The following is a 14,081-nucleotide window of genomic DNA, read 5'->3' as shown; positions in this document are numbered from 1 at the left end:
CTCTACATTCTTTGAAGCGCACTTGATAAATGTTACACAGATTGTCCTACACAAGAATATAACAGGGCATAGCCTGTAATATCTTGTCTCCATCTTCGTCCGCGTTTATCAACGCATCTAGAACCTTTCCTAACTACATGGGTCAGAGTTTTGCGATACTCTGATTAACTGCTTCGACACTCAAAGTTTCCCTGATGACGCAGGACTTAACACAGGCTGGCCAGTCAAGGTCTGCAACCCCTACTCTGTGGATTCGTTGGAGACTTTTCTCGCTGTTTTTAGGCACTTTTTGCATTAGAGTGATTCAACATTTGCTGTGGTCACCTAGTTTTTGATGGGAGAGTACTTTGAGGCATACGGTATCACCCCTAGTTTGTGATAGTTGCTTCGACTCTCTTTATACCCAAGATCAACCGCCCCAGGCCGGTTCTAGTAGGGATGACTAGACGGTTGGTAGGGTACTGTGTCGTATTGCTCTTCCTGGCCAGGGTGTTTTAGTGGTTTGAGACTTTTATGTGTTTTATCTTGCATGACTGTGGCAGGTTTTGATACGGCACTAGTGTAAGGGTCTTTATGATCTGACGTGTTGGTCAGTTTTTCTGCAATCGTTTGATGACGGTTCTTATTAACATCGCGTTTCCGGATTGGCCTTGCCAGACCAACCCCGTATACTTGAACGTAATTGCAGTGGCTGAGACTTTCACTGTTTTGAGTGAGTGTCTGCACCTTGGCAGGTTTTAGTGGTTCTTCTGCGGCAGACACTATTAGGACAGGTTTTTGAACTGCCCCTATCTTGTCTTGAAGTGAGCGCCTTTTTGTTTATTTATCTATGTCAGGCTTTTACCCCAAGATCCGTTTGGCAGACACTTAGTAACTATTTTATAATTCATGTGCTTTGTGTCGTTCTTTGATTTTTGAGTTACCTGCGATAGCAATATCTATATCAGGAGATTGCACACTGTTAGGCAGATAGACAAACATGTTAGAAGCAATTGTGTCCTTCGAGCCGCAGTGCTTTCCGTTAGCCTTGGCAATATCTATATCTGCTCTGACACCAGTGTCCTTGCGTTTGGCACGTGCCTTGACCTGAACTAGCGCAAGCTCATTGTTGATTTTTTCTGTAACAGAACGCTTAGTTGCAATTTCTTGTTTTGAGTTGTCCTCGGAACTGAACGACGATTATCCCCCAGCGACTGAGGGCGCGGCTGAAATATTTTGCAACCCACCAGCTACAAGCTGTTACTATTCGATAATCTTATTCTCCTTGCCTTGAGTTATCTTGTTTTATGTGTCTATTCTATTCTTTATTTATTCATTTGGCAAAAATTTATATTCTACTATCTCGCCATTCTAGTACAGGACCAAAATAAGCGAACAGGTGATCGCCTTTTTCTTGTCTTCGCGGCTGGCCCATGTGTCTTCGTTGTACTGTTCCATCCGGCTCTCTTATGAGAAGCATCATATTCTTGCAATATTGTGGATACCTTTTTGGTACCAGCTGTCTTGATCTTCATGGTCTGCAACCCCTATCTCCTTGTATGCAATGTAGTCTTTAAGGTCAAGGAACGGAATTATCCCATGAGCCTTTTTAAGCTCATACAAATGAAGCTTTTGGCGTCCTACATCTCCGATAGGCAGGACTCGGTCACTGACTTTAATTGAAATAGGTTCCTTGTTAGCTTCGTGATCTTGATAGAGGTCCTGAGAAGCGTAATCTTCGACGGCGTAGGGACCAAGTGTGATATCAGGGTCTTCGCCACATGACTAGATATTTTTTTTATCAGTCAACTCAACTATATTAACGGGGAGATCCAGGACTGGGCGGAGTGTGAATGCTCTGTTTAGAATTATCGTCCTGTCAGGAGTACCTTAGCCCTCTTGATAAGCAAGATAAATTTGTTTAAGCACGTCAATGGCAGGTATAATGTGGTCAGCACCAGTGTCGGCGTAGTTTTCAGCCACGTGTAGGTAGCTAACTGGATGAATTTCGGAGTCTGCCTTTTTAAGCTTAAGCAGACATAGAAGACGGTGTATGTAATCTGGTGCGATAATGTTTGCAGGCCCGATATCAGGACCAAAAGTCTCGGGGTGTTGAAGTATTGGTTGGTCAGGACGTCTGATTGCCACGATTCTGTGTATGTCGGTAAGCAGGTTCATTTGGTGTCGTTTATTCGGGGGGAAGCGTCTGATTGGGGTATCTTTGATCCAGTATTCGTCAGGCCCAGCGCCTTTGTTTTCTATGAAGTGCCGGGTTAGCGTAAGGTTGTTATTGTGTCTGATTGCCGCAAGTTTAGGATGATCTGCATTATCGTCGGCGTGATCAAGGACTTTGGCCAGCTGAGAGGCATCTTCTAGAACACCATACACAATCAACTCTATGAAGTGATCAGCGCCGACTCGGTTTCCAAATGCTAGTCAACGAAGTACTATGATAGCGTTTGTTTTGTTGTTGAATGCTCGTGGATCCGTATCGAAGAATGGGTTCAATTCATAGTATTTCTAGAATTCTGTGTGAAGTCCTACTCCCCGTTTGGCAGTTGTTGTGAAGTGGATATTCATGTGTTTCATGTGTACTCGATCATCTTCGTCAGTGGTTTGAACTGCTGGACCTCTGATTCTGCTGCGGTTGCATTTGTCTAGTATTTCTATGCTAGAAACAAGCAGTGGAACGACGTGCTTTTGGTAATGACCCGGCCCTTTGGCCATGACTTCAGCTAGGATCGCGTGGTTTGTGTAGCCACCCTTATTGCCTCCTTAGCTAAATATTCCGGGAACGTCAATGTTATGTGCTCGTTGAAATAAGCCAAGTAGGTCAGGAGTGAGCATGGTGGAGTGCGTGGCATGAGTTAATACATAGGCATGGTCTGCAAGGTCAGGTAGTGTGGAGCCCCGGGCCAGCGCTTCGTCAGTGAGAGATTACGGCGCATTTGCGGCCATGAAGTACTGGTGTGAGATGCGGTGCAACTCACCGTTCTGGTCAGGGTCTGGTACTTACATGAAGGGGGTCAAGTCTTGCCTGATTGCCATGACGTGAACTATGATAGCGTCTTGGATACGAACAGTATCTATAGCGTCTATATCTTTGGGCTTTTGGTAGTCTTGAGTGTCTTAATGGTAGTCAAGGACATTCCTACGATCAAGATTAAATTTCTATGTGAAGTCCTGAAAGGACATATCGTAACTAATATCACCTCTCACTAGTCAAGGGTCTGCTCCAATTCCGCTGTACACTAATATTCCTGGCACTTGACGGCAGACCCCTATGTGGAATATTCCGCCGTGTTATTCGAAGCCACCGCTTTGACGTTTGGCAGGAAGAATTTTCATAGGGTCTATGATACAGGTAGATATACGTCGCCGACCCCCTTCAGGTATTGATGGTTCGGATGAAATAGTTGCAATTTCTGCGATAGATTTGCCCGCAGCCTAGAGTACTTTTTGGTCAACTGTGTAAGTGCTAGGCTTTTTAAGTTTATTAGACAAGACTTTCCGCAGGAAAAATTCATCAGCTAACTAGAACACTTGAAGTATTGCTTTGTTTTTGCCTTTTGGACTGGCTAGTACTGTGTCGTAGTACAACGCAGTGGCGTAGAATTCTTCGTTTGTCATTTGCGCTACTTGATGGCCCTTTTCAGCTAGATCGATCCTATAAGTTGTCATGTTATGCTCCTATTCTCGTCCACGATGATTTACAGTGGTGATTTCCTTGTTTTGGTCGTAACGTTCTGGTTTCAGATCTTCTGCAAGGATGGTCCCTTGCCCACTGCATCTAGGCGATTCTGGCGTTTGCACCCGACAACTTGATGGTTTGTCACGTGCATGACGCATACAATTGATGGCAATGTTACTTACATGTGAGAGGAGTGTCCTTAGCGTAGTTTGCACGATTCGCTCAACTGACCAGCGACATACGTAGTTTTCTGCATAGGGTTGTTGTTCTGTGGTGGCTCTGTAAAACCGACGTTTGGTGAGCCGATAGACATGCGTACCAGCGTGGTCAACGCTGTTTTCTGTTGAGAAAAATGGTAAATGCACACTAGTGCCGTCGGTATCTTTGAAGCCACACTCTATAAACTACATCCTTGAAATGAAGGTGCCGTCAAGGATTTGTAATATTCTTTCAACGGTGTAGCCACGGTTTTCTGCGATAATTGTCAACTCTCCGCAGTCTTTTATAACCCCGTAAAACATGACATATCTTGAACTTGATTTTCATGAACCGGCGGATCCTATCTCGTAATGGCCCCGGATTTGCCCGTGCTCAGAGGCACCTTTGATGTGGTTTAAGCGAAACACATCGTGCATGGTCACACCTGCCTTCATACGCTCAACCCCCCAAGGATCGATCGCCATTCTGTGGTCACTTCTTTTGTAAATTGTATTTTTCCCTAGTGTGCGGTCATACATATACACAACAGCACGCACACCTGCAATCGCTGTTGGATTGGAGTTTGCATCGAGCTGTAAGCAGTGAGATACGGTCGCCACTTGGTCACTGGCCTCAGCCATATAAATTGATACGTTAACTTTAACTTTGACAGGTTGGGTCCTCTCTTATTTTTGGTGTTGACAGGACTGGTGATCTTTTTGGTATTTAAGCACTTGGTTATATTGTATCTTGTCTTCGCAGTGCTTTCGGTAACTTGCAAACGTTGATGGGTCACACAACATGGGTTTGACATCGTTCCACTCGGTGAGTGGTTTCTTGCCCTATTGTTCCTTGAATTTCATGTACACAGCGTGATCAGCTAACCAGCTTATTCTTTTTTCGCTTTGGAATTAGCGTAATTTTTTGTATTCTTCTGGGAGGTTGGTTGTTACTCCGTTTGCCAGGATTCGCTGGCTAGCTGTTGAGATGCGCTCGTAATCCAGTTGTAATGGGTCAGTTCCAAAATCAACTGTCGGATCGACAGCCTACAACAGAACACCCGCTCCTACTCTCAAAGGAACGTTAATTACTTGCGTGTGTCATGCAATGGCCCTTAAAGATTTTTAAGTGAAGGGATCATCGCTGGTCGTTGTCAATGGCAACATTTGCCCGTGCATTTGGACTTGTTTCTCTATACTATCGTCAGCATCATAGGGAGATTTCGGGTCAGTACCCACACCAAATGGGTTTTGTCAAGCTATGATATGCATTAGGACACTGGACGCAAGTATTGCCCTAGTGGTGATCTCCTGACGCTATATGTGGCATCTTGAGTTTCGAGCAACCTATTTTTTATGTCTATTGTTTTTGGTCAGCACATGCATACTATCGCCATTCTTAGCCTCTTTGCTCTTTAAAGATTAGACTAGTGGGGTTTCCAGTTACTGTAAGCATCAAGCGGAACTCTTATTCGTTGGTGGCCTATGCTCCAAGTTGTCAATTCACACGTGGATTCGCCTCTATTCTATCGTCGGAAGTACATTTGTCTGGCTTGGCAATGTGGTCCAGACTCAACTACATCCTGTGTTAGCGATTTCGGTAGCATTTATCAATTGTGCCTTGACCCTTCACATATGCTTCTACTTCTTGCAGGAGGTTAACCTGGTCCTTATGGGTTATGAGGGTTCGATAGATTTGCATATCTTCGGATTGGATATTTGGGATCGCGCCGTGGTCAGCAATTCCAAGCACTAGTATGAGTTTGGGGTTATTCTCGTAAATACCACGAGAAGACTAGTGCTCCTTTGGGTAAGGCACTTAAACATCGTCCTTGTCCACGCCACAGATGACAATATTGTCGACTCGCACTTCGTCCATAATGACGGTATTTGAGGCGTCTATTGTGTTAGGCGACATGGCTCCGGTCAGAATTATCGTCCTGGTGAAAGTACCAGAGGGTTCTTGATAGACCAGCGAGAGTTGTAATGAGACATTAGCTGCTGGTATAATGAGTACAGCCCATCAGCCATGTTATTTTGCTTACATGAACGCTATGAATTGGCCCCCAAACGTTTGGTCCTTATGTGTAAAATTGATTCATGCATGAGTACCCTTGGTGAGGAACTTAACAAAATGTTAGCCTGGCCCGATATTTACTCCAAAAGTCTAGACACGGGAGATCCAGACCTTTTTAAGATTGTCCTGTTTATCCCCATCCAGTATTGTGACATGAAGGACTTTGTGAAGTTGAGGCGTATATGCGTGTAGACACAACACCTGGACTTCTACTATCGGATCTCGCGTGACGTGAAGGCCCGTGGTCTTTAAGATTTACCTGGCAAGATTAGCTTTAGAGTTCGCCTGTGCCCGATCTACGACAGCCTGGCCTGGCACTTTATCCGCAATGAACTTGCGCTTACTACGGTTATGATTATCTGTAGGCCCCTTTTTATCAATCCGCTGGTCGCAGTGATTGTACACCTCCTCATGGGCAATCTGTGTCCCCCGTATTTACACGCTACGATGGGTTCTAGTTGTAAATGCTCGTTGGAGGAGCCGATCTACATCATACATTGTTTCGATTCTCTTTAGGTCAGTCTGGAGATTAGGAAGGCCCTGTGCGGAGTGTCCGTCAAGACTAGTTAAATTCTTCATGTGAATCGGATTGTCCTGAACGACTCGAACCTCTCCAAGCACATTTGAGGCGAGATTCTTGGCCCCATGATGCGCATGATAGTTGGAGTGATTCACTGGCGAAATCGGATATACTCGTTCATGTGCGTACTGTAAGCGTCATGCATCCCCTTTGGCCAGCGCTTTAAGCAATATTCTGCGGTTTCTGTTGCTCTTGGTATTAACCACTGCATGCCCAGCCTTTTCGTCAATTAGCCCAAACTCATGGTAGAGGAACCTTTTATACACAGCACGCGTTACCGGATTAGGACTGTCGTGGTGGTCTCCCGTTACTTTTGGGTAAATATCCTCAAATGGCAAGTTCATCTTTAAGTAAGAGCCAAGTGTGATTTGCCAGCCTGGACTGATGATTAAGTGGCCTTGACTTAAGCGCGGCACACGCACATTAGAGTATGAATCGTCGGGATCCGCTACTCCGGGGTGGTCCACGATGCGTCGGCTCTCAACTATCGCGGGATAGCGCGGCACTTCGATTTCGGAAAGTGAAATAGTCCCTAGGCATGGCTTATGTGCGGAATCAGTCTCTTTTCCGATTCGAAGGACATTCTGAGGGACACTGCTCAAGTTGTGCGCCTCTTTGTCAACAGGGGGGAAGCTGCATGCATCGTCGCCTGTATTTTGAACGGCACCGTAGACCTGTGCGTAGACAATATCTTGGTATTTTTTCGTTTCCCATACTCTGCATGTAGGGTCAAGCCACCGAGCCGGAAACTTCCTTGAGTACCCATGGTCAGCGCCCTGTTGTAAGCGAACAGTGCGATAGCGACCCCCATCGCCACAGCCTGGATCGTCAATAGTTACTATTGTATCCATAATGAACCCGATTGAGCTTCCTAAGCCCCCATCAGGAAGAGCCCTATCGTGGTCAGTCGCCTTGGTGGTATCTTTATCCAAGTTCAATTGAGGAACTATTCGTTGGACCGCGTGTAATATTCCTAATTAAAAAAAATTGATCTTTAGGATGGTCCCCTCGAAAAATTCCATCCAGTTAACATTTGCAATCTTGTGTTGTAATTTCTTTAATTATGATCTACACTCGAGCCAAAAGGGCGTGTAATATTCTCGACCCGTATTTACTAGTGCAATGAACATGACTCGAGGCATTACTTCGCTGCTTTTGAGATCCTACTCCTCAGGTAGTTTGTCCTGATTGTGAGGAATAAATTGTTCTGTAATCAGACGCATTTGCCTATCTCTTCTTCTGTAATCTGGTTACAGTTACGCTGAGAACCAGCACTCCGAGGGCAGGTTGCGCTGTTGTCCACTCTATTAGATGCGCTGTTGGTAGCAAGCCTGGTAGGGTTCAGACGACATAACCCATCTTAATTCTGGTTACATTTCTTGTAATTGGAATTGTTACTAATCTTCATTGTGGTGATAGAGGAGCGCAAATGCTTGTGAAATGGTCTTTGTCAGTCCGCTGCTTTATAATTCTGGGAAGCCACAGCCTGTACACGTTCTTGCGTGGCGATAGAAAAAATTGACGGTAGCTCTATGAACGCGGCCTTCATTCACCATCGGATTGGCAGGAGTGCGGATCGTCATCTTGTGCGATAAGCCTCAAGGCTCAATGAACCTCTTCAGCGAAACATGATGACTGGCAACGTCGAGATCCTAATTCTGGGTCAATTGAACTATGATATTGGCTCTCATGTTGTCTGGTTCATGGTGCGCAAGCCATGAAAAATTATGCTCAAAATTAGAGTAGCCTGGCCCAAGAGGCGAAATCGGACAGACCAGGTTTTTATGCTGCTCCACTTGATGTGCGACAAGCAGAGCACCTTTTGGGTCCGACTGACGGTACACCAACCCAGTCAACGCATGATCATACAACACTGTAGCCCCAGCACGCGCTTGCGGCACAGCCTTGTCCGGTGACTTACTAAGCAAATTAGACGTATTCTAGGGTGGACCGGTAAGCTTGTCAATTTTAAAATTGTAGGGACCGGTGTGCAGTCCACTGGTGATGCATGGGAGCCTGCATGACGCCATGCGCCAGACTGGGTCTAAGCGTTCAGGAAACTCTGGTATTCTGATTGCGCTCTCTTAAGGCGGGGAAGCGGTGGGTACACTGTCAACGTATGAGTTACCAAACTTAATTCTGTGGATACAATAGTACCAGCGACCCGACCCTTGTGCGTAGAGGTGATAGCCACCGCGGCTCAAAGTCCCTAGCATGCATGAGTGGCTCTGCACATTAAAGACGGTATTATGATTGGACAGACCAGCTTTGACAGGACTTTAAACGTTAAGCCCGTGTTACTGCTCCTTGTGAAGGCAGGAGATCATCGCTGTCTGTTATTCATACAGCTCCACATGTTCTGTTTTAAACTTGCTTTTTACCATCACTTCTAGCCCGATTGAGTGTAGCTAAGCTAAGAGGTGATCATCGACCGATTCACCATAAGCAAGTCCTTTCTAGTTAACATTAACATTGTCAGTTTTTTGGATTGTGAGATTCTCCCTGTACTTACACAACATTCCAGCAAACTGGTGAGGCCCAACCACATATGTTGATTAATAAACATGTTCCACGATTGCGCCTCGCCACTGTAAGTCAGTCATATTCTAAACAGGCCCAAGTGCGGTCACCTCCAGACCCTTTGTGTCCCGTGACTTTGGCAAAGCGTCAAGCACAACACCTAATGCTTCTTTCTGGGCTTTTCATGCTCTTTGCGCTGCTACAAACAAGATTGTCAGATCATAATATCCTCAATTACTGCTTACCCTTTGGCAATGACACCACGAGCCTCTGCAGGCCCAATAACAGAGGCTACACGCGCCATCAGGTATTCTTTGTCGCCAGTTTCTTGTGAAATGCTAGCCCCAGCCCCAGTCGTGATCTAGGCGAAGTTCATGCTGTTTTCTACATGTGAGGGTTCCTCAAAATGGCAATTGCCAGATGTGACCGCTTGATTAACGGCACACATTGTGACAGCAGGAGAGGATAGCGTTGCATGGGGTAAGTGACATCTCTTATCTTTTTGGACCTCTCCTACATCTTGAATCATTGTATGTGCTTTTGGGTTAGAATAACGCCGTGAATTACTTTCCGGACTGTCAAGCCAGACCCTGGTGACATCGAAGACTGACGTGTCAGAGCATGTGTTTCTAAGTTAGCCTGTATTCGGAGAGGCAAGAGCAGTCTCCGTTACAATCAACTCTCACAGCATGTAACGGCGTCTCCTAATTTGTAATTCGGTCACTTCTCCTTGCATATGCGCTTGCAACGAGAGTGTATTTACATGATAGATATCTGCTCTCATTTTGTGCAGATCGTCATTGTTCGCAAGAGACGTTCTGTCAATCACACGTTAGTTCTCTTCAATATCCAAGATTGCGCTCGCTTGTGAGATCCGCCTTATTGGCCCCTTTGTATATACAATGTTATTCTGGGTTCTGGTGACTGCGTGACGGTTTATGATCTACTCGAGGGCGATATTGCAGAACACAACACATCTGCTATAGTCTGTGTGATGACTGCATGAGCACAACACATAGGTGAGCATGTGATGATTATCGTCGTTGTCTGGGTCTAATCGGTCAGTCTCCGTAGTTGATTACCCGAGGTTAACATGGCTCAATATTTGGATAAGCGTCCACTCACATACACTTCTAATATGTTCTACTATCGCGCGGATATTCTGCTATGATAAACTAGTCTAGGCTATGCTGACAGGAGCAGTGTTAGGCCGAGGGAGCCGATTGTCAGTCAACCGGTACCTGGCTTGAACTAGCAGACTAAGGTGTGGTTTACAGTCGGTCGCAATTAGCATGTCGTAATAACCAATGTTATTTCGTTACTTTGGCGATTATTTATCATCCTACATCTGGCACCCCCTCTAAGTGATTGTAGCCTAGCACTTGGACTTGTTCCCGCCCAACGGTGAGGTATTCTTCGTCAAGAGCTCGTACCTCACCGTTGATAGCCCGGTGAATCATTGCTCTTGATGTATTGATAGCCCCACTCAAATGTACGGAAGTGTTATTCACAGCCCCTCGTTGGTCTAATACATTTCTGGAGAGGATCCGCTGCGTTAACTTACTTTATACAAAGCCCCTATCCGCGTCGAAGGTGTCCATAACTAACACTTCTGTAACGATGAGGTTCGGTGGGTCGGTGACGTTCTTAGAGTACATCATCCAAGAGAGTTCTTGCCTGTTGTGCGGATTGTCGTGATCAATGTACGCCATGGCTGGTTCCCATAGTTCCTTATTGGCAGGATCGTCGATTCCGCTGCCGTCTAAGTGGTGCGTGTAGACACGTTAGTTCGCTTGCAGGTATGCTGGTATGTCGTTTTCAGGAACGTTAAGCATGTCTGCATGGTACTTTTTGGCAGTGACTAGTACCTCACATAACCGTTTGCAATTCTAGATATAAATTCCCATTGACCGTTGGGTCGCTTGTGAATGTTCGGACTTTACCTGATAATTAACGCTACGATAGTATGAGTCCGTGTGCGTGACAGGAACGAGACTCACTTCTCTTAGAGTAACGAATAACACGGCACCGGTGAGACTGCCCATATTGTCCTGACGGGACTTGAGCCTAGTTTTCTAAACCATCCACTAGATATGTTCTCTTGACAAAATGAAAGCAAACTCTGGGATCATTCGAAATAACTAGAATAACTTGCGGTAAGTGGCCTTCGTAGTACCCTCAAGCCACCAGCTTCGCTCTCTCGGCGATTAGGACAACAAAATCATTACAGCGGACTTGCTAGTCTCAAGCGTCCATCAAGCGTCATTTCGGATCTGATTGGTCCGCGCGTGCGGATCATTCGGACTGATGACACTGACATTATGAAGTCCCAAGTTTACGGCGTTGGGGAGCGGACAGAATAACATGCGGGTGCGAACGCGGCTCTGGACACTGTGTTGTGCGATCCGTAACGTTAAGCTCGCAAACCGAGTAACCAGACCCCCTCGAAGGACTAGAGGAGGCTATACATCCTACATCTCCGTTTGCTTGCCTTTGTGTCGTTCAGGAGCGTCGTTTGCACTTCGCCATGCTGGCACAGACCGATTCGAAGGTAGCAATTAGTGTATTTCTGTTGTCCATCGACAGCCTTCGTTGGGTTCTGGTGCCGTATTGTGTATCCTTCCTAATAACGCGGCAGTCTTTTCATGCGGTAGTCCAAACCTCCTGGTAGCGAACAGCACCACGCAATGTATTGGACAAGTGCTTACGCTCAACTGGTGTGCTATTCTAGACACAAATTCTACATTCTCTTCTGGCAGATTGGGATATACATCAGCTCACAGACTCAACACTATTGTCCGGATCTTTAATCCCAGCGCCATTCTGAATATCTTCAATCGTCCAGAACACATCGTGTGCTGTGTCGCCGTGATTGCGCTGTCCTAGGAAATGCAGGATGGTCTCAAACACATACTTCTCTATGTTACGCCACTTCTTCTCATCATCAAACCGCCACTTTCTACATGTGCGGCAGTCCCTCTCCAATAAGTGCAATTGCCTTCCATTGGGGGCGAGATCATTAGTGTAGACTTTTGGTCGCCATTTGAACTAATTGTAGAGTTCTCTCCCCATCCACTTCAGCGTGCTTTTTATACAACGAATCACCTGGTGGTGAGCAAGTGGAAGGATTATCGCCTCTGAAAAAGCAAACATACATCAGTTGGACTCCATATGAAATGCGTGGCTGGGGTATGCTGGTTCGATTGCGTCGCCGCTCAAGATATCATACATCCAACCCATTTGCCACTTTTTATCTACTTCTAGCATTGCACTGGCACCGGGTTCTGTAATATTTCTGCCATTTGCGCTTACTTCCGCCATCAAGATTAGGCCGTATTGATTCGCTTGAGTGACTCGATTGCGCTTTTACTATTACCCATCAACCTCGTTGACGACATGGCCCCCATGGTATTCTGGCGTCCAAGGACCTTGTTTCTAAACACGTTCATTGCTATAGCTAACCGGATCAACTCGACGGCCGTCAAAATGTGATTAATCCAACCAGGAATTAGGACTGGAAAGGAGCTAAGTCTGGACTGGGTTCTGGCCTAGGTCTTTTTAACCGCCTCTCCCAACCCGATTCTGCGCTGTTCTGAGGTTCTGATTCGGAGAGGTTTCTGCGCCATTCTAAAAGGAGCAGTCAGCGTTCGCGATCGTTACTTGGCCTGGCACCCACTCTACAATGACACTGATGTTATAGGGATGACTAGTCTCTACAAAATGCCTTTACTTCTCTGATTTGCCCTAGTTATGCTCAATGGCATTAACACCCATCTTCTCATTAGTCCATCACATGCCTTTAATATGCGCCATACAAGGAATTATCGGAGCATGCGTGTAGTTCATCCACTCCATTTAAGTTTTAAGTGCTGTGATCTACTTCTTGACTTTTTAAGTTGACCCGACTTCATGTCGTTTGCATAATTCTGGATGGACTTGATTTATTTGCATAGTTCGGTCTTTGAAACCAGGAAGCCTCCTTCGTCGATACATGAGCCCATGCTACCATTACTTTTTAAGCAAATTTCATAAAACATGATCGGAACTAGTTCGTTTTTCAATATCCACCGGAATTGCTTCGCTTTCTTCATCCTCTCGCCATTTCGAAGGGTTCGAGAGTTACCTGAGGAGCTAATTGATTTCTTCTTCGACTTGATTAATCTCCCTAATAACCGTTGCATTACGCTCCATAACAATTGATAGTACTTTTCAATCCTGATTATGATCAATAACATGACCCGCTGTTGCATGGACTGACCAAACTTTCTAGACATGGAGCACTTTACCATACAACGCCTCCTAGTGACTTCTTTAATATTTTTCTTCTTGATGGTCGTGATCAATGCCAAAAATCCAGACCACTTCTTTGATAACCCTAAGCGCACACATACATCTATCGTTAAATTCTTGGAAGAGTTTGAATAAGCAAACAATGTCTGAAATTTGTGCTATACAATTGAGTTTGTGCAGTATCGAGGCTATGTACGGGTTGTGTTGATTAACATTAACATGAAATAGGAGCGCATACATCTTTGAGTTTTACTATCGCGCCATTTAGGCCGCTTTTTCGCTAGAGCACCAAAGGGAACGAAGTGACTAGGCCGCTTTCTTTGATTCTTTTCGGGTCGCGGATCGCGCAAGTAGGACTTGAGGATTTCTGGGAAAGGGCTTGGTGTGTTGAACTTTTGTTTCTTAATCGGAAGCGTCGGTCAGTCTATTTTCTACAATTGCCTCTGAAATGTTAATTAACATGCGATCCGCCTGTACCAAAACGATTTCATAAGCGACTAAGGTTTAGCTTCGTTACGACATTCAAACATAAGCAAGTTACAAAATTTTATGGTTGGCCTGGACTGTACAGGCCCAATGACGGCATTTGCGCTGAATGAGTGTTCGTACCCGATCTAGTTTTGAGTGGGTATGCGTTAACCACTTTCAATCCGCCTGATGTGCGTTGTCTGGTAGATAGAACATTTTCAGGACATACTTTTTAGCCTCCTAATTCGGTGCGCTATGACCGCCTGTCGGATCCGCCTT

At 45.5% G+C, this 14,081-nt stretch carries 5 protein-coding genes; all 5 read right to left on the bottom strand.

Features of this window, described 5'->3' with window-relative positions; all coding sequences use genetic code 11:
- Positions 1–1,869: 1,869 nt before the first annotated feature.
- Entirely contained in the window at positions 1,870–2,373 is a 504-nt protein-coding gene (locus G5B60_RS03065) for a glycogen/starch/alpha-glucan phosphorylase (RefSeq protein ID WP_346773322.1), read from the bottom strand.
- A 1,839-nt stretch (positions 2,374–4,212) separates the two neighbouring features.
- Positions 4,213–4,509 carry a hypothetical protein gene (locus G5B60_RS03060; RefSeq protein ID WP_164682605.1) on the bottom strand — a complete coding sequence of 99 codons (297 nt, stop codon included), beginning with the start codon at positions 4,507–4,509 and terminating at the stop codon, positions 4,213–4,215.
- A gap of 1,177 nt (positions 4,510–5,686) precedes the next feature.
- The gene (locus G5B60_RS11730; protein ID WP_430523653.1) at positions 5,687–5,875 is read right to left on the bottom strand and encodes a glycogen/starch/alpha-glucan phosphorylase; all 189 of its coding nucleotides are present in this window, start codon (positions 5,873–5,875) and stop codon (positions 5,687–5,689) included.
- A gap of 786 nt (positions 5,876–6,661) precedes the next feature.
- Positions 6,662–7,456 (bottom strand): glycogen/starch/alpha-glucan phosphorylase, encoded by a 795-nt coding sequence (locus tag G5B60_RS11725; RefSeq protein WP_164682603.1) that lies wholly within the window; start codon positions 7,454–7,456, stop codon positions 6,662–6,664.
- 2,925 nt (positions 7,457–10,381) lie between these two features.
- Positions 10,382–10,555 carry a hypothetical protein gene (locus tag G5B60_RS03045; RefSeq protein ID WP_164682601.1) on the bottom strand — a complete coding sequence of 58 codons (174 nt, stop codon included), beginning with the start codon at positions 10,553–10,555 and terminating at the stop codon, positions 10,382–10,384.
- Positions 10,556–14,081: the final 3,526 nt, after the last annotated feature.

This window comes from Streptococcus hyointestinalis, from assembly GCF_011039275.1.
GTDB lineage: Bacteria > Bacillota > Bacilli > Lactobacillales > Streptococcaceae > Streptococcus > Streptococcus hyointestinalis_A.
This window is presented reverse-complemented; position numbering and strand designations above follow the sequence as displayed.